The 15321-nt window shown below is 75.2% G+C and carries 17 protein-coding genes and 5 tRNA genes; 14 read left to right on the plus strand and 8 right to left on the minus strand.

Annotated elements, in window-relative coordinates; translation table 11 throughout:
* Nucleotides 1-251: 251 nt before the first annotated feature.
* The gene (gene cobA, locus GTY84_RS22605) at nucleotides 252-1505 is read left to right on the plus strand and encodes a uroporphyrinogen-III C-methyltransferase (RefSeq protein WP_161228158.1); all 1254 of its coding nucleotides are present in this window, start codon (nucleotides 252-254) and stop codon (nucleotides 1503-1505) included.
* Between the two features lies 1 nt (nucleotide 1506).
* Entirely contained in the window at nucleotides 1507-2316 is an 810-nt protein-coding gene (locus GTY84_RS22610) for an RNA methyltransferase (RefSeq protein WP_161228160.1), read from the plus strand.
* Here GTY84_RS22610 and GTY84_RS22615 read toward each other — a convergent pair.
* Nucleotides 2292-3812, minus strand: a complete 1521-nt coding sequence (locus tag GTY84_RS22615) for a serine/threonine-protein kinase (protein WP_161228162.1) — start codon at nucleotides 3810-3812, stop codon at nucleotides 2292-2294. The genes GTY84_RS22610 and GTY84_RS22615 overlap by 25 nt on opposite strands.
* A 533-nt stretch (nucleotides 3813-4345) precedes the next feature.
* Between GTY84_RS22615 and GTY84_RS22620 the strand changes: the two genes are divergently transcribed.
* From GTY84_RS22620 to GTY84_RS22630, 3 genes are all read left to right on the plus strand, one after another.
* Nucleotides 4346-4531, plus strand: a complete 186-nt coding sequence (locus GTY84_RS22620) for a hypothetical protein (protein ID WP_161228163.1) — start codon at nucleotides 4346-4348, stop codon at nucleotides 4529-4531.
* Nucleotides 4532-4816: 285 nt separating this feature from the next.
* A complete protein-coding gene (locus tag GTY84_RS22625) occupies nucleotides 4817-5773 on the plus strand; it encodes a phosphotransferase (RefSeq protein WP_161228164.1) in 957 nt (318 codons plus the stop codon).
* A 100-nt stretch (nucleotides 5774-5873) separates the two neighbouring features.
* On the plus strand, nucleotides 5874-6170 hold the full coding sequence (locus GTY84_RS22630; protein ID WP_161228165.1) for a zf-TFIIB domain-containing protein: 297 nt from the start codon (nucleotides 5874-5876) through the stop codon (nucleotides 6168-6170).
* Nucleotides 6171-6292: 122 nt separating this feature from the next.
* Here GTY84_RS22630 and GTY84_RS22635 read toward each other — a convergent pair.
* The 3 genes from GTY84_RS22635 to GTY84_RS22645 form a co-directional block, all read right to left on the minus strand.
* Nucleotides 6293-6364, minus strand: a tRNA-Val gene (locus GTY84_RS22635).
* Nucleotide 6365: 1 nt separating this feature from the next.
* Nucleotides 6366-6439: transfer RNA gene (locus tag GTY84_RS22640), tRNA-Cys, on the minus strand.
* Nucleotides 6440-6476: 37 nt separating this feature from the next.
* A tRNA-Gly gene (locus GTY84_RS22645) sits at nucleotides 6477-6549 on the minus strand.
* A 177-nt stretch (nucleotides 6550-6726) separates the two neighbouring features.
* Between GTY84_RS22645 and GTY84_RS22650 the strand changes: the two genes are divergently transcribed.
* The 3 genes from GTY84_RS22650 (at nucleotide 6727) to GTY84_RS22660 (ending at nucleotide 9618) form a co-directional block, all read left to right on the plus strand.
* Nucleotides 6727-7779 (plus strand): chorismate-binding protein, encoded by a 1053-nt coding sequence (locus GTY84_RS22650; RefSeq protein WP_161228167.1) that lies wholly within the window; start codon nucleotides 6727-6729, stop codon nucleotides 7777-7779.
* Nucleotides 7776-8597: an aminodeoxychorismate lyase gene (locus tag GTY84_RS22655; RefSeq protein ID WP_161228169.1), complete on the plus strand. Its 822-nt coding sequence runs from the start codon at nucleotides 7776-7778 to the stop codon at nucleotides 8595-8597. The genes GTY84_RS22650 and GTY84_RS22655 overlap by 4 nt, the downstream gene beginning before the upstream one ends.
* Before the next feature lie 196 nt (nucleotides 8598-8793).
* Complete coding sequence (locus tag GTY84_RS22660) at nucleotides 8794-9618, plus strand: GNAT family N-acetyltransferase (RefSeq protein ID WP_161228171.1); 825 nt, start codon at nucleotides 8794-8796, stop codon at nucleotides 9616-9618.
* Nucleotides 9619-9887: 269 nt separating this feature from the next.
* On the opposite strand, the gene GTY84_RS22665 is transcribed toward GTY84_RS22660, so the two are convergent.
* The gene (locus GTY84_RS22665; RefSeq protein WP_161228172.1) at nucleotides 9888-10415 is read right to left on the minus strand and encodes a DsbA family protein; all 528 of its coding nucleotides are present in this window, start codon (nucleotides 10413-10415) and stop codon (nucleotides 9888-9890) included.
* A 190-nt stretch (nucleotides 10416-10605) separates the two neighbouring features.
* On the opposite strand from GTY84_RS22665, the gene GTY84_RS22670 reads away from it, so the two are divergent.
* Together GTY84_RS22670 and GTY84_RS22675 are read left to right on the plus strand one after the other, a co-directional pair.
* Nucleotides 10606-11049, plus strand: a complete 444-nt coding sequence (locus tag GTY84_RS22670) for a hypothetical protein (protein ID WP_161228173.1) — start codon at nucleotides 10606-10608, stop codon at nucleotides 11047-11049.
* Between the two features lie 197 nt (nucleotides 11050-11246).
* Nucleotides 11247-11426, plus strand: coding sequence for a hypothetical protein (locus tag GTY84_RS22675; protein ID WP_161228175.1), 180 nt, complete (start codon nucleotides 11247-11249; stop codon nucleotides 11424-11426).
* Nucleotides 11427-11469: 43 nt separating this feature from the next.
* On the opposite strand, the gene GTY84_RS22680 is transcribed toward GTY84_RS22675, so the two are convergent.
* Together GTY84_RS22680 and GTY84_RS22685 are read right to left on the minus strand one after the other, a co-directional pair.
* Nucleotides 11470-12030, minus strand: coding sequence for a CGNR zinc finger domain-containing protein (locus tag GTY84_RS22680; RefSeq protein ID WP_161228176.1), 561 nt, complete (start codon nucleotides 12028-12030; stop codon nucleotides 11470-11472).
* Nucleotides 12031-12242: 212 nt separating this feature from the next.
* Entirely contained in the window at nucleotides 12243-12656 is a 414-nt protein-coding gene (locus GTY84_RS22685) for an SsgA family sporulation/cell division regulator (protein ID WP_004002642.1), read from the minus strand.
* A 191-nt stretch (nucleotides 12657-12847) separates the two neighbouring features.
* Between GTY84_RS22685 and GTY84_RS22690 the strand changes: the two genes are divergently transcribed.
* The 4 genes from GTY84_RS22690 to GTY84_RS22705 all read left to right on the plus strand — a co-directional run bounded on the left by GTY84_RS22690 (nucleotide 12848) and on the right by GTY84_RS22705 (nucleotide 14380).
* On the plus strand, nucleotides 12848-13315 hold the full coding sequence (locus tag GTY84_RS22690) for a TIGR02611 family protein (RefSeq protein WP_161228177.1): 468 nt from the start codon (nucleotides 12848-12850) through the stop codon (nucleotides 13313-13315).
* A gap of 71 nt (nucleotides 13316-13386) precedes the next feature.
* Nucleotides 13387-13458 (plus strand) — tRNA-Val (locus GTY84_RS22695).
* Between the two features lie 364 nt (nucleotides 13459-13822).
* Nucleotides 13823-14269 carry an SRPBCC family protein gene (locus GTY84_RS22700; protein WP_161228178.1) on the plus strand — a complete coding sequence of 149 codons (447 nt, stop codon included), beginning with the start codon at nucleotides 13823-13825 and terminating at the stop codon, nucleotides 14267-14269.
* A 39-nt stretch (nucleotides 14270-14308) separates the two neighbouring features.
* Nucleotides 14309-14380 (plus strand) — tRNA-Val (locus GTY84_RS22705).
* A 164-nt stretch (nucleotides 14381-14544) separates the two neighbouring features.
* Here GTY84_RS22705 and GTY84_RS22710 read toward each other — a convergent pair.
* Nucleotides 14545-15270: a 3'-5' exonuclease gene (locus tag GTY84_RS22710; protein WP_161228180.1), complete on the minus strand. Its 726-nt coding sequence runs from the start codon at nucleotides 15268-15270 to the stop codon at nucleotides 14545-14547.
* Between the last annotated feature and the right edge of the window lie 51 nt (nucleotides 15271-15321).

A 15321-nucleotide genomic window follows, 5' to 3' on the forward strand; every position in this document is an offset into this window, starting at 1 on the left:
GAGCCGGGGCGCCGCCCAGGGGGCCACGCCGCCGCCGTCCCCGGGCGCGCGCCCCGCCCCCCCAGGGGCATCCGTCCCTCCCGTGGGGGACATCCGTCCCGGGGGAGGCGGCACCCGCGCACGGCCCGCCCCACCCGTAGGGTCGACCACGGCGCACCCCGCCCCATCCGCGTCTTCTAGAATTCCGCACGTCAGGGCCGCTCCGGAGCCGAAGCGTCCCACCGCACCGCCAGGACGAGGAGCCCCGCCTCATGGCCGAACAACCCGCCTACCCCGTAGGCCTCCGCCTCGCCGGACGCCGCGTGGTCGTCCTGGGCGGCGGACAGGTGGCCCAGCGCCGCCTTCCGGCGCTCATCGCGGCGGGCGCCGACATCCGCCTCGTCTCGCCGGAGGCCACGCCCTCCGTCGAGGCCATGGCCGACGCGGGCGAGATCACCTGGGAGCGCCGCCCGTACGCCGAGGGCGACCTCACCGACGCCTGGTACGCCCTGATCGCCACCAGCGACGCCGACGCCAACACCCGCGCCTCCGCCGAGGGCGAGCGCGGCCGCGTCTGGTGCGTCCGCTCCGACGACGCCGAGGCCGCCACCGCCTGGACCCCGGCGACCGGGCACAGCGAGGGCGTCACCGTCGCCGTCCTCACCGCCAGCCTGCGCGACCGCGACCCCCGGCACACCGCCGCCATCCGCGACGCGGTCGTCGAGGGCCTGCGCGACGGCACCCTCGTCGCCCCCCACCACCGCCGCCGCGGCGGCCACGTCGCCCTGGTCGGCGGTGGCCCCGGCGATCCGGATCTCATCACCGTCCGCGGCCGCCGTCTGCTGGCGGAGGCCGACGTCGTCATCGCCGACCGGCTCGGCCCGCGCGACCTGCTCGCGGAGCTGCCGCCGCACGTCGAGGTGATCGACGCCGCGAAGATCCCCTACGGCCGGTTCATGGCCCAGGAGGCCATCAACGCCGCCCTCGTCGAGCACGCCCGGAAGGGCAGGGCCGTGGTCCGCCTCAAGGGCGGCGACCCCTTCGTCTTCGGACGCGGCATGGAGGAGGCCCAGGCCCTCGCCGAGGCGGGCGTGCCGTGCACCGTCGTCCCCGGCATCTCCAGCTCCATCTCCGTCCCCGGCGCGGCCGGCATCCCCGTCACCCACCGGGGCGTCGCCCACGAGTTCACCGTCGTCAGCGGCCATGTGGCGCCGGACGACCCGCGCTCCCTGGTCGACTGGCCCGCGCTGGCCCGGCTCACCGGGACCCTCGTGATCCTCATGGGCGTCGACAAGATCGGCCGGATAGCCGAGGCGCTCGTCGCCCACGGCAAGTCCCCCGACACCCCCGTCGCCCTCGTCCAGGAGGGCACCACGGCGTCCCAGCGCCGGGTCGACGCCACCCTCGCCACGGTCGCCGGGGCGGTCGTCGCCCGCGAGGTCAGGCCGCCCGCCGTCATCGTCATCGGCCCCGTCGTCGACGTGGGCCCGGGAGAGACCGCCGGACGGCCGGGGGAGGGTGCCTGACATGGCGGAGCCCATCACCGTCGACGACCCCGACGACCCCCGCCTCCGCGACTACACCGACCTGACCGACGTCGAACTGCGCCGCCGCCGCGAGCCCGCCGAGGGACTGTTCATCGCCGAGGGCGAGAAGGTGATCCGGCGGGCCGGGGACGCGGGCTTCGCGATGCGCTCCATGCTGCTGTCGGCCAAGTGGGTCGACGCCCTGAGCGACGTCATCGACCGGTCCACCGCCCCCGTGTACGTCGTCGAACCGGCCCTCGCGGAACGCGTCACCGGCTACCACGTGCACCGCGGCGCCCTCGCCTCCATGGAGCGCAGACCGCTGCCCGCCCCGGCCGACGTCCTGGGCGCCGCCCGCCGGGTCGTCGTCATGGAGTCCGTCAACGACCACACCAACATCGGCGCGATCTTCCGCTCCGCCGCCGCCCTCGGCATGGACGCCGTCCTGCTCTCCCCGGACTGCGCCGACCCGCTGTACCGGCGCAGCGTCAAGGTCTCCATGGGCGCCGTCTTCTCGGTGCCGTACGCCCGGCTCGACCGCTGGCCGGGCGGGCTGGACGAGGTCCGGGGGGCGGGCTACACCCTCCTCGCCCTCACCCCCGACCCGGAGGCCCGCACCCTGGCGGAGACCGCCCCGCAGCACATGGAGCGGGTCGCGCTCATGCTCGGCGCCGAGGGGAGCGGACTCTCCCGCCGGGCCCTGGCCGCCGTGGACAGCCGGGTGCGCATCCCCATGTCCCACGGGGTCGACTCGCTCAACGTCGGAGCGGCGGCCGCCGTCGCCTTCTACGCCGTGGCCACCGGAGGATAGCCGCCCGGACCGTCGACACCCGGTCCCGCCGGTGACGGCGGGTGCTCCGGAGGCGCCGGGGAGAGGAGCCGGGCGTGCTGCGCGCGCGGGCCGCCCCGCTCGCCGCCGAGCCCGTTCGACGGGCCCTGGCAGCCCTGGGCCGCCGCGATGCCCAGCGCGACCAGCAGCGTCACGACGACGAACACGAACAGCCGCTGGCGCAGCAGTCGCGGGTTGGCGGGCCGCAGCCCGGTCCCGGTGGGCCTGGGCCGCGGGCGCCCCGCCCCGCTGCGGGGGCCCGTGCGGCCGGGGCCGGGACGCGTGGCGGTACGGCCCGTCCCGGTGCCGCTGCCGCCACGGGCGGACCGGGGCATGGCGGGCGTGGGGCGCGCGCCCGTCCCGGTGCCCCGGGAGCCGCCGCGCGCCTGGCCGCCGCCCCGGGAGGACGTGCCGCCGCGCGAAGGGGTCCCGCCGCGCGCGGGGCCGGAGCCCCGGCCGGGCAGCGAACCCGGCTCGGCCCCGGAGGCGGGACCGCGGGAGCCGGTGCCCCGCGCGGCCGGGGTGCCCCGGCCCCCGGCGCGGCCGGGGGAGCGCCTCGGCGTCCGTTCCGGGTAGGTGTCCGCGAGCCGGCCGGAGTGCTGGTCCGCCTCCGCCGGGCGGGGCGCGGGAGGTCTCGCGTCGGCGAGGCCCTGGGCCTCCCGGGTGGCGATCTCCCTGAGCCGCAGCGAGAGCTGCAGGGTGGTGGGCCGGTCCTCGGGGTCCTTCGCCAGACAGGCCCGCACCAGCGGGGCGAGGGCGTCCGGGACGCCCTGGAGCTGGGCCTCCTCGTGCACCACGCGGTACAGCATCACCTCGGAACTCCCGTGCCCGAAGGGCGAGTCGCCCATCGAGGCGTAGGCGAGGGTGGCGCCGAGCGAGAACACGTCCGTGGCCGGGGTGACGGCGGCGCCCCGGACCTGCTCGGGGGCGAGGAAGCCGGGGGAGCCGACGGCCGTGCCGACGTGGGTCAGCGTCGAGGCCCCCGTGGCCCAGGCGATCCCGAAGTCGATGATGCGCGGCCCCTTGGGGGAGAGCAGGATGTTGGACGGCTTCAGGTCCCGGTGCACCACGCCCGCCTCGTGGACGGCGACCAGGCCCTCCGAGAGGGCGGCGCCCACGGAGGCGACGTCGGCCGCGCAGAGCGGCCCGTCGTCGACGACCTTGTCGTGCAGGGACGGACCGGGCACGTACTGGGTGGCGAACCAGGGGCGCTCCGCGTCCAGGTCGGCGGCGACCAGCCGGGCGGTGCAGCCGCCGCGGATGCGCCGAGCCGCCGACACCTCCCGGGCGAAGCGGGAGCGGAACTCCTGATCCTCCGCCAGATCCGGGCGGATGACCTTCAGCGCGACCCGCTGCCCCTTCTTGTCGGAGCCCAGGTAGACCACGCCCATCCCGCCCGCGCCCAGCCGTCGGTGAAGCCTGAACGAGCCGACGACGCGCGGGTCCTCGCGCCTCAGGCGCATCATCGCCATGTTCATCCCCGCTGCCCGGTCCTGTGACGTGCCCCAGCTTACGTTTCCCCACCCGTCCGGGGGCAGAGGCCGCGCCCTCCCGGGGCGGCGGATTGTCGGTACGGAACGGGAGAGTTGAGGGAGCGTCGACGGGCCCCGGCGCCGGGCGGCACGCCGCGGTACGGGGCCAACGTCCCAGCGTTCCGCGGGGGTTGGCCATGAGCCGGGACGGGTCCGGGACGTAGGGGGCGGGCGGGGCGGAAGTGGCCTCGGGGTTCCCTGAGGGGAGTGAGGGAAGTCACCCGGGGGATGACCCGGACGACCCTTCCGGGAAGACCCCGAGGCGGGGAAGCCCGTCTCCACCCAGAGGAGTACACCGCGGGCGGCGGCTCATCCTCCGGGAGGCCCGGCAAGCGGTACGAGGGCATGACGTCGGGGAATCGGCGGACGCCTAGATTTGTGGTCGAGCGGCGGGTGGCGTACTCGTCCCCCGAGGTCAGACGCCCGCCGCCATCAGGACGGACCACCGGTACGACATGCGAGACGGCCAGGAGAGGACCATGATCCGGACGGCAGCGCGGACCCCGCTCCGCCCGCGGGACGACCGCGACCGCCCGGAACGCCGCCACCCCGCTGTGGCGACGCTGATGGCCCTGCCCCTGGCGGTCCTGCTCCTCCTCGTCTTCGACGGGTGGGAGACGGTGGCCACACAGGCGTCGTCCGTGGGTGCGGTGCTGGGGCGCTGAGCGGCGCCCCCAGACCCGGAAGAGCGGTCCGGGCAGTGGGCACCCACCCGGGAAACCCCGTGGGGACGGGGGTGCGGCGGACGGCACGATGCCGGCGCGGCTGGGGAAGCCGCGCCGGCATCTCCTCCCGCCCTCCGGCGCGAGGCTCTCCCCTCCGGGCGACCCGCTTCCGTACGGGGGCCCGGCCACCCGGCCCACCCCGCACATGACTCCGCCCCCGCCGCCCGGCATCCGGCCCCCGTCGGTCGCGCCCTCGCGTCCCGCCCGGCGCTACGCTCACCCACCGTGACCCCCGCCCCCCTCCTCGCCGCGCTCGCCGACCGTGTCCGAGCGTTCGCCCACACCCCCGCCGGGCAGGACCCCCCGCCCGCCGTGCCGCACTGCGACTGCCCGTCCGCCACCCTCGTGCAGCACCCCGACACCACCGTCGTCCGCCATGCCGCCGCCGTCGCCAAGGCGCACGCGCCGGACAGCGACCCCGACGGCCTCGCCCACCGGGTCGCCGTCGCCACCGGACTCCCCGGCGTCCTGCTGCCCCCGCTCGCCCCGGCCCCGGCCACCCTCCACGGCCGTCTCGTGACCTACTGGCCCCACGGCCGCCCGGTGGACCCCGGCGACCCCGACGCGGCCCCCTGGGAGGCCGCCGCCACCCTCCTCGCCCGCCTGCACCGCAGCCCCCTGCCCCCGGGGCCGCCCCCGATGCGCGGCCCCGCCAAGACCGCCCGGGCCGTCGCCGCACTGCGGGCCCTGCCCCGCCCCGCGGCCGACACCGCGGCCGTGCTGCGGGCCTGGGACACCCTCCCCGCCTGGGCCCGCGGCGAGGCCCCGATGCCCCGGGAGGGCGCCGCCCTGTGCCACGGCGACTTCCACCTCGGCCAACTCGTGCGGCACCCCGTCCCCCGGGGCCCCTGGCTGCTGATCGACGTCGACGACCTGGGCGCGGGCGTACCGGCGTGGGACCTGGCCCGCCCCGCCGCCTGGTACGCCTGCGGTCTGCTCCCGTCGGGGGAGTGGGACCGCTTCCTGGCCGCCTACCGGGCGGCGCGCGGCCCGGCCGTCCCTCCGGACGGGGACCCCTGGCCCGTCCTGGAGGTCCCGGCGCGCGCCCTCACCGTGCAGACCGCCGCCCGCGCCCTCACCAAGGCGGCGGAGGCGGACCGGCGACCGGACGAGGGGGAGCGCCGCGTCATCGACGCGTGCGCGCGCATGGCCGCCCTCCCCCTGGCCTCCTCGCGCGGCTGAGCCCAGCCGGCGGGCAGTAGGGTGCAACCGACCGCGGCCGGACGGAGTCTGTTCCGGCGAGACGCGAAGCAGTAGCGAACGGCGAGGAGTTGAGCCGACCATGCAGTGCCCCAAGTGCCACGCACCGATGCACACCTACAACCGCAACGGCGTGCAGATCGAGCAGTGCAGCGGATGCCGGGGGATCTTCCTCGACTACGGCGAGCTGGAGGCGCTGACCCGCCTGGAGGCCCAGTGGGCCCAGCCCGCCCCGCCGCCGCCCGCGGCTCCGCAGGCGTACCCGGCCGCCGCGCCCCCGGCCTACCCGGCGGCCCAGGCCCCCGCCTGGGGCGCGCCGCAGGGCCACCACGGGCACTACCGCCAGCGCGGCTTCGGGCGGATGCTCTTCTCCAGCTGAGGACCGTCCCGCGCTCCGCGGTGGACCGGCGCGCGGCGTGCGCCCACCGGGGAGCGCGGGACGGCCTCCGGGGGGAACGCGGAAGCCCCGGCCGTGTGGAACGGCCGGGGCTTCCGGATGCGTGGACGATACTGGGATTGAACCAGTGACCTCTTCCGTGTCAGGGAAGCGCTCTCCCGCTGAGCTAATCGTCCTTGGAGGTGNAGACGGGATTTGAACCCGTGTAGACGGCTTTGCAGGCCGTTGCCTCGCCTCTCGGCCACTCCACCAGGAGTGAAGGGGCCCGGGAGGCCCCATCGTTTCGCGAGCGGACGACGAGGTTCGAACTCGCGACCTCAACCTTGGCAAGGTTGCGCTCTACCAACTGAGCTACGTCCGCCTGTCGGTTCGGTCCGCTTGCGCGTCCCGGCGACGTGTTGAACTCTAGCGGATTCCCGGGCCAGCACAAAAACGCGTTTGCGCAGCGTGCTGCGGTGGCTCCGGTACGGGACCGGGCCGGGGCCCGCCGAACACGGCGTCCGGGCCGCCTCCGTACGGCCAGCCTAGACTCGGACATGTGCACGAACACCCTCCCCTGGCGCGTTTCGGGGACCGCCTCGCGACCGGCCTCCTCGACGTCACGAGCGACCCCGCCGCCCTCGACTCCACCGGCTTCTGGGCCGTCTGCGCCGACTTCGAGGGCCGTCTGACCTGCGCGCGCTTCGCGGATGTACGGACCGTTCCGGTGCCCCCGCCGGTGCCCGGGGGATGGCGCGGACCGGGGCCCGGCGACTGGACGACCTCGCTGGACCGCGCCGCGTACACCGCCGGGGTACGGCGGATCCGCGAGCACATCGCGGCCGGGGAGGTCTACCAGGCCAACCTCTGCCGCGTCCTGTCCGCCCCGGTCGGCCCCGACGCCGACGTCGACGCCCTCACCGCCCTGCTGGCGCGCGGCAACCCGGCACCGTACGCCATGACGATCCGCGTCCCCGGCCACGGTGTGGAGATCGCCGGCGCCTCCCCCGAGCTGTTCCTGCGGCGCGCCGGGCGCGTCGTGGAGTCCGGACCGATCAAGGGCACCGGGGCGACCGAGGGCGATCTGCTGGAGAAGGACTTCGCCGAGAACGTGATGATCGTGGACCTCGTCCGCAACGACATCGGCCGGGTCTGCGTCAGCGGCAGCGTGACGGTGCCCGATCTGTGCGCGGTCGAGAAGCACCCCGGACTGGTGCACCTCGTGTCCACCGTGCGCGGCGAACTGCTCCCGGGCGCGGGCTGGCCGGAGCTGCTCGACGCGGCGTTCCCGCCCGGTTCGGTGACCGGGGCGCCCAAGTCGAGCGCCCTGCGGATCATCGACGCCCTGGAGACCGCCCCCCGGGGCCCCTACTGCGGCGGCACCGGCTGGGTCGACGCCGACCGGCGGACGGGGGAGCTGGCCGTCGGCATCCGCACCTTCTGGATCGACCGCGCCGAGGGGGCCCTGCGCTTCGGCACCGGGGCCGGGATCACCTGGGGGTCCGATCCCGGACACGAGTGGCGGGAGACCGAACTCAAGGCGTCCCGGCTGCTCGCGGTAGCGTCTGGCACGTACGAGGCGAACGGCACGGGAGAGGCACTGCACACGTGAAGATCTGGCTCGACGGCGGGCTCCAGGACATCCGGTCCGCCCGCGTCTCCGTCCTCGACCACGGGCTGACCGTGGGCGACGGCATCTTCGAGACGCTCAGGACGACGGACGGCAGGCCGTTCGCCCTCACCCGGCACCTCGACCGGCTGACCCGCTCGGCCCGCGGCCTCGGCCTGCCCGACCCGGACCTCGACGAGGTCCGCCGCGCCTGCGCCGCGGTCCTGGAGGCGAACCCGATGCCGCTGGGCCGGCTGCGGATCACCTACACCGGCGGCCACGGCCCGCTCGGCTCGGACCGCGGCGAGCAGGGCACCACGCTGGTCGTGGCCCTCGGCGGGACCGAACGCCGCCCCGACACCACCGCCGTGATCACGGTGCCCTGGACCCGCAACGAACGCGGCGCGCTCACCGGCCTGAAGACGACCTCCTACGCCGAGAACGTCGTCGCCCTCGCCCGCGCGCGCGAACGGGGCGCCAGCGAGGCCCTGTTCGGCAACACCGCGGGGCGGCTGTGCGAGGGCACCGGCTCCAACGTCTTCGTCGTGCTCGACGGCGAGATCCACACCCCGCCGCTCGCCTCCGGCTGCCTCGCCGGCGTCACCCGGGCCCTGGCCGTGGAGTGGACCGGCGCCCGGGAGACCGATCTGCCGATGGACGTCCTGGACCGCGCCGACGAGGTCTTCCTCACCTCCACGCTGCGGGACGTGCAGGCCGTGCGCCGGATCGACGACCGCACCCTGCCCGGCGCCCCCGGCCCGGTGACCGCCAAGGCCATGCGGGTCTTCGAGGAGCGAGCCGCGGACGACCTGGACCCGTGACCTCCACGGCCCCCGGGGGCTCAACGGGACTCCCGGGGGCCCACGGGTCCCGGGAGTCCCGCGCGTCCGCCGCGTCCCCCGGAACCCCCGTGTCTCCCCGGCATCCCCGCGTCCCGGGCCGGGCGGCATCGGGAGCGGGCCAACAACCCTGGGAAAAGGGCTGATTCACGCGCTCCCGCCGGGTAGAAATCGCAGGATGACCACTACCCTGCGGCCGACCGAGCCGCTCCAGCAGGCGGCCGACGGGACCCGTTCCCGCCACTTCCAGGTGTGCGTGAACAGCCGTCCCGTCGGTGCGGTGCACCTCGCCACGGATCCCTCGTCCGGTGGCGCGGCGGCCCTGATCCACTCCCTGAGCATCGACGAACCCGACCGCCGCCGCGGCCGGGGCACGGTCGCGGCGCTCGCCGCCGAGGAGGTGGCGCGGAGCTGGGGCTGCCGCAGGCTCGAAGCGGCCGTCCCGGCGGGCTCCGAGGCGGGCACCGCGCTGGCCCGCGCCCTCGGCTACACCCTGCGCAACAGGAACATGGCCAAGCGGCTCGGCGGCGCCCCGCCCGCCCTGCCCCCGGGCAGCACCGCGCGGGCCATGGCGCCGGACGAGTTCGGGGACTGGCTCGCGGCCGAGACGGAGTCGTACGTCCGGGCCTGGACCGAGCGTGGCATGACCGAGGAGCAGGCCCGCGCCAAGGCCCGGCACGACCACGAGAAGCTGCTGCCGCGCGGCGCGGACACCGAGGGCATGCTGATCAGCGTGCTGGAGCACGAGGGCACCCGGGTCGGCACCCTCTGGCTCGCGCTCCAGGACGAGCGGTCGTTCGTCTTCGACGTTGAGGCCGACGCCGCCCACCGGGGCCGCGGGCACGGCCGCACGCTGTTGCTGCTGGCCGAGGCCCAGACCCTGGCCGCCGGGCGCGGTGCGATCGGCCTCAACGTCTTCGCGGGCAATACCCCGGCCGAGCGGCTCTACGAGGGACTCGGCTACGTGACGACGCTGTACGCGTACTACAAGCCCCTGCTGTAGGGGGCGGGACGCGGGCGGTACGGCCGCCGGGCCGTTCCCGACGCGTGCGGGCGTCCGCCCCGGGGGCCGCCGCCACGCGCGCGGCGGCGGCCACGCGCGGGGAGGTCCTGGCTGCCGGTCCCGGCACTTCGGGCACCCCGTGCCCCCGGGACGCCCGCCGGGGGCACCCGGGATCCCGGAGAGCCGGGCCCCGGGACCCCGGATCTCCGGGAACGCCCGCGGGGCGCCCCGGGGACGCGGCCCCGCGGCCCGGATTCCGGCGCGGTGGCTCAGTCCTGCGGGGCGGTGGCCAGCAGCCGGTCCGCGATCTCCTCGATCCGCTCGCGCAGCCCCTCCTGGCTCCTGCCGCCGTCCAGCCGCTCACCGCCGATCACATAGGTGGGGGTGCCGGTCACGCCGATCGCCTTGCCTTCGGCCTGGTCGGCGTCCACGATCAGGATGTGCCGTCCGTCGATCAGGGCGGTGTCGAACTCCTCGGCGTCCAGCCCCAGCCCCCGGGCCACCTCGACGAGCAGCGGCTCACCACCGCGGTCCAGCTCCTCGACCCGCTCCAGCACGGCCTCCGCGTACGGCCACCCCCGGCCCTGCGCCGCGGCCTCCTCGGCGGCCTGGGCGGCGGGGAAGGCCTGCTTGTGCTTCTCCAGCGGGAAGTGCCGGAGCCTGATGTCCAGCCGTTCGCCGTACCGGGCGCGCAGGGCGCGCAGATCGTCGAGAGCGGTACGGCAGTCGGGGCACTGGAGCTCGAACCAGACGTCGAGCACGGCCGCGGGGGAGCGGTCGGGGGCGGAGTCACTCATCCCCCCAGTCTTCCAGCCCGCGCCCGGCCCCCTCGCATCGCCCGGGGCGGCACGGGCCCGGCCGGGGGCGCGGTGGGAGGGTGACCCCGAGATGTCCCTGATGTTCACCCCGGGACGTGGCGCCCGGGGGTGCGGGCGGGGCAGGATGGAAGGGAGACGCGCCACCGCACGACCGAGCCTGGAGGACCGCATGATTGCCGAGACCGTCTGCTCAGCGGTGTCCGCGGCCGGCCTGGGCATCGCCGCGGTCACCGCGTACCGGAGGTGTTTCCTCGCGGCCGTCCGCGTCGCCGCCTACGCCCTCGTCCCGCTGGGCCTGGTGCTCACCGGGGCCGTGAAGTGGCTGTCCGGCCTCGCCGTCAGCCCGACCGCCTGGGTCGGCTTCGCCCTGCTCGGCGTCTCCTGGCTGCTGTTCATGATCGTTCGTACGGTGGAGCGCCGCCGCGCAGGCACCCCGCGCGAGGAGCGCGGAGCGGCCGGGGCCGCACCCCGCGGCGAAGCGGTGGCCCCGGCCGCCTCCAAGCCCGCCGTGGGCGGGGCGTCCCGCGCGGTCGCCCGGCCGGGGAGCGGATCGTCCCGCGGCGAGGACGACTTCAGCGACATCGAGGCCATCCTCAAGAAGCACGGCATATGACGGGGCGGGCGCCCGGCCCCGCCCGGTGCCCGCCCGCTGCCCCGTCGGGCCTGCGGTCCCCCGAGGTCCACGGCCGCTCCGGAACGATCACAAGCCGAACCGGGCAGAGCGGGATCTTGCGGAATTCGGCGAACTCCCGGTCAATGCGGGCAAGGTGATCGCGCGCGGCACCTGAACTGCGCCATCATCGCCGCGAGATGCAGGACACCACTCAGCTGGACACACAGCTGGACACGAGACAGAGCGACCCCGCGCTCCCGGAGCATGAACCGCGCGGCTGCCTCTTCGCCCTTTCCCAGCCACCGCTCATGATCTTCCTCGCGGTGATCGGGTGTCTGCTGCTCATGGCCGCGTTGCACGACCTGCTGTTGCTGTGAGCCGTACCCGCGCTCCCCGGCGTCACCCGCCGGGGGCCGCGACTCAGCCCGCGGCCTCCTTGCGGCGCGCCCGGTAGGCGGCCACGTGCAGCCGGTTCCCGCAGGTACGGCTGTCGCAGTAGCGCCGGGAGCGGTTGCGCGACAGGTCGACGAAGGCCCGCCCGCAGTCGGGGGCCTCGCAGCGGCGCAGCCGCTCCTGCTCCCCGGCGACCACGAAGAAGGCCAGCGCCATCCCGCAGTCGGCGGCCAGGTGGTCCGCGATCGAGGCGCCGGGCGCGAAGTAGTGGATGTGCCAGTCGTAGCCGTCGTGGTCGGTGAGGCGGGGCGTGGTGCCGGCCGCGGCGACCAACTCGTTGATCAGCTCTGCGGCGGCCCGCGCGTCGGACGCGGCGAAGACGGTCGAGAACCGCCCGCGGATCTCCCGCACCGCCGTGAGATCCTCCTCGGTCAGGGAGCCCACGTCGCTGATCTCGTGCGCCGCCACGAACTGCTCCAGGGCCGCGAGGTCCGACAGCCCGTCCGCCGCCGAGGTCTCCTCCGGCACGGTGTTCACCAGATCCACCACGGTGTCGAGCGCGCACCGGGTGTCGTGGGTGATCAGCACGATTCGCTCCCTGGCCTGGGGGTCGGGCGGGCGCCCGCCGATGCTGGCCGATGGTAGTGGCTTCCGCGGCGCGGGGCCCGGGGGAGCGCGCACCGGTGCCGCCCCCGTGCGATCGCGCGGTGACGGCGTCGGCGTGTGCCGTATGCGGTTGTCCGTACCCGTGCCGTCACCCCGAGTCGACGGCGCCGGGCGGCCTGGTGCGCCCTCGCGCCCTAGCTTTCCGCCAGGATGTGCGAGAGCTCCTGATCAAGGTCGAAGTGCCGGTGCTCCGTGCCCGGCGGCACGGCGGCGTCGGTGCGCTTCAGGAAGGACTCCAGGGCCCGCGCGGGGGCCTCCAGCAGCGCCTCGCCCTCCGGGGAGCTGAGGGCGATGCACACGACGCCCTGGCCGTGGCTGCGCGACGGCCAGACGCGGACGTCGCCGGTGCCGGTGGGCCGGTGGAGGCCTTCGGCGAGGAGGTCGCGGGCGAACACCCACTCGACGGTCTCCTCGGCTCCGGTGTGGAAGGTGGCGTGCACGGCGTAGGGATCGGCCGTGTCGTACCGCAGGCCTGCGGGGACAGGCAGGGAGGACTCGCTCGACACAACGAGGCGCAGGTGCAGCTCGCAGCTGACCGTGGTGTTCATAAGCGCCAGGGCCTTTCGCTCAGTGTGCGCTCGGGGATTCGCACGTCGGCGAAATCGACATGCCACCTACGCTGCCGTTGTAAACCCCTCTGCGTGTTTTGCCTGCCTTTATGTAACTCATCCGGCCGAGAGATCGTTTGTCGAGGTGCGTCCATTCCGGTGATCGGATTGCTCGGGTAGGGTTCCGTCATATGAATACGGGGAGTGACGGGCCCGGCGACGGCGGCCCGGAGGAAGACGGAGCGGGGTCGAGCGGCACGGGGCCGGACCGGACCGGGGGCGGGCGGGCGCTCGGCTCCCGGGCGCCGGAGTTCATCAGGGCCCGCCGCGCCCTCCACGTGAGCTGGCAGGTCGGCGTCTTCGTGATCGGGCTGGCGGTCGTGGTCGTCGGCGTGATCATGCTGCCGCTGCCCGGTCCCGGCTGGGTCGTGATCTTCGGCGGCATGGCGATCTGGTCGACCGAGTTCGTCTGGGCCCAGCTCGTGCTGCGCTGGACCAAGCGGAAGGTCACCGAGGCCGCCCAGCGGGCCCTCGACCCCCGGGTACGACGGCGCAATATCGCCCTGACCTCCGTCGGGCTGGTGATCATGGCCGCATTCATCGGCTTCTACGTGTGGAAGTTCGGCCTGGTCGCGCCCTGGAAGGTCGACGACCAGTGACCGGCGGCGGACGGCTGCGGGCGATGGTCACGGGCACCCCCTGACATGGGGTAATGTTCTTCCTGCACCCGGGGCGATTGGCTCAGTGGTAGAGCGCTTCGTTCACACCGAAGAGGTCACTGGTTCGAACCCAGTATCGCCCACCGGATCATCGAATGGCCCGGCCCGAGATCGTGGGCCGGGCCATTTCGTTGGTCGCGCGAGCGGGCGCCGGCGCGGGTGGTACGGCGTCGGAGGTGACGGTCCGTCATCGCCCTTCCCGGCGCGGGCCCCGGGGTGAATCCGGCGGCGCCGACGCGGCGTTCCGCCGCCACAACCGCCGCGAGGCGAAATCAAGGGCCGCTTCCGGCCGTTCATCCGCATACCCGGGAAGCCCAACGCGTGGGCGTCCGGCGGGAATCCGGCGAACGCCTTCCGGGAATGCGCCCGGTTTTTCCCGGAACACCGCGGAGTGAATACCGGCCCGTCCGGCACTCGCGCCGCGGGGGAGCCCGCCACACTGTCCCCATGGACTGGAACCATTACCGCTTCCGCAGCCTGTGGGACCTGCCCGCGCCCCTCCCCGCCGCCCATCGGGCCCTGGACCGGCTGGAGGACTACCCCCGCTGGTGGCCCCAGGTGCGCGAGGTCACCCGGCTCGACCGCACCCACGCGCTCGTCCGCTTCCGCTCCCTCCTCCCCTACGACCTCACCGCCACCCTGCGGGAGACCCGGCGCGACCCCGAGGCCGGGGTGCTGGAGGCGGCGATGGGCGGGGACATGGAGGGCTGGGCACGCTGGACCCTGGCCCCCCGGGGAGAGGGCACCCTCGTCCACTACGACCAGGAGGTGAACGTCCGCAAGGACCTGCTGCGCCGGTTCGCCGTGCCGGGCCGCCCGCTGTTCCGGGCCAACCACCGGCTGATGATGCGCGCCGGGCGGCGCGGCCTGGCCGCGCACCTGAAAGCGGTTTGAACCAACCCCTCGGAGCCCTGTATTGTTCAGTGCGTTCCCGGGCGATTGGCTCAGTGGTAGAGCGCTTCGTTCACACCGAAGAGGTCACTGGTTCGAACCCAGTATCGCCCACCGGGAAGAAACCGGTCCGCGCAGGCGGACCGGTTTTCTCATGCCCGGAGCCCGGAGCCCGGAGCCCGGAGTTCTGGGGCGGGGCGTGTGGACCGCGCCCGGTGTCCGGTGTCCGACGCGCACCTGACGGGGGAGCGGTGCGCGGGGCGGGTCCGCACCACCCCTCACGCCGCCGCGGGCACCGCCGGGCGCAGCGGCCAGGCCGGGTCCACCGGCTCCTCCGAGCCGTTCAGCGCGAACCACGCCTGGAGCCCGCGTGCCTGCCCCGCGTGCCAGGCCGCCTGCCGGGCGTGCAGTTCGGCGGGGGAGAGCCGCTCCAGCCGGGCCGGGAAGCGGCGGCCCAGTGCCCGGACCACATCCATCGCCGCCAGCGCGTCGGCCGCCGCGTCGTGCGCGCCCTCCAGGGGGACGCCGTAGTGCGCGCAGAGGTCGGAGAGGGTGCGGCGGCCCTTGCGGTACCGGTCCAGGTGCTTGTCCAGCACCCACGGGTCGAGCACATGCAGCGCCGCCCGGTCCAGCCAGCGTCCCAGCGAGGAGGCCCGGTGCCGCCGCAGCTCCCGGTCCAGCAGTGTCAGGTCGAACGGCGCGTTCATCACCACCAGCGGGCGCCCGGCCCGCGCCTGGTCGGCCAGCGCCTCCGCCACCTCGTACATCACGGGCGCCGGCCAGCGCCCGTGCCGCTGGAGGTGCTCCTCCGTCAGCCCGTGCACCGCCGTGGCCGCGCCCGGCACCGTCACACCCGGGTTGACCAGCCAGCGGGTGATCCGCGGCCTGAGTCCCGGGGCGTCCTGGAGGACGAGGGCGGCCGACACTATCCGGTCGGCCTCCACGTCCACCCCCGTCGTCTCCGTGTCGAAGGCGGCCAGCGGCCCCTCGAACCAGCTCGCCATGAGGCACCAACTCCTTCACCCTGAGCGGCGGCTGACAAGCCGTCGTCCGTC

The organism is Streptomyces sp. SID8352 (genome assembly GCF_009862265.1).
In the GTDB taxonomy this organism is placed as follows: Bacteria; Actinomycetota; Actinomycetes; order Streptomycetales; family Streptomycetaceae; genus Streptomyces.

What these genes read in the sequence shown, in the direction of transcription:
- cobA (WP_161228158.1), top strand. Translation starts at nt 252, where the DNA reads ATGGCCGAACAACCCGCCTACCCCGTAGGCCTCCGCCTCGCCGGACGC.
- GTY84_RS22610 (WP_161228160.1), top strand. Translation starts at nt 1,507, where the DNA reads ATGGCGGAGCCCATCACCGTCGACGACCCCGACGACCCCCGCCTCCGC.
- GTY84_RS22615 (WP_161228162.1), bottom strand. Translation starts at nt 3,812, where the DNA reads ATGAACATGGCGATGATGCGCCTGAGGCGCGAGGACCCGCGCGTCGTC.
- GTY84_RS22620 (WP_161228163.1), top strand. Translation starts at nt 4,346, where the DNA reads ATGATCCGGACGGCAGCGCGGACCCCGCTCCGCCCGCGGGACGACCGC.
- GTY84_RS22630 (WP_161228165.1), top strand. Translation starts at nt 5,874, where the DNA reads ATGCAGTGCCCCAAGTGCCACGCACCGATGCACACCTACAACCGCAAC.
- GTY84_RS22660 (WP_161228171.1), top strand. Translation starts at nt 8,794, where the DNA reads ATGACCACTACCCTGCGGCCGACCGAGCCGCTCCAGCAGGCGGCCGAC.
- GTY84_RS22665 (WP_161228172.1), bottom strand. Translation starts at nt 10,415, where the DNA reads ATGAGTGACTCCGCCCCCGACCGCTCCCCCGCGGCCGTGCTCGACGTC.
- GTY84_RS22670 (WP_161228173.1), top strand. Translation starts at nt 10,606, where the DNA reads ATGATTGCCGAGACCGTCTGCTCAGCGGTGTCCGCGGCCGGCCTGGGC.
- GTY84_RS22675 (WP_161228175.1), top strand. Translation starts at nt 11,247, where the DNA reads ATGCAGGACACCACTCAGCTGGACACACAGCTGGACACGAGACAGAGC.
- GTY84_RS22685 (WP_004002642.1), bottom strand. Translation starts at nt 12,656, where the DNA reads ATGAACACCACGGTCAGCTGCGAGCTGCACCTGCGCCTCGTTGTGTCG.
- GTY84_RS22690 (WP_161228177.1), top strand. Translation starts at nt 12,848, where the DNA reads ATGAATACGGGGAGTGACGGGCCCGGCGACGGCGGCCCGGAGGAAGAC.
- GTY84_RS22700 (WP_161228178.1), top strand. Translation starts at nt 13,823, where the DNA reads ATGGACTGGAACCATTACCGCTTCCGCAGCCTGTGGGACCTGCCCGCG.
- GTY84_RS22710 (WP_161228180.1), bottom strand. Translation starts at nt 15,270, where the DNA reads ATGGCGAGCTGGTTCGAGGGGCCGCTGGCCGCCTTCGACACGGAGACG.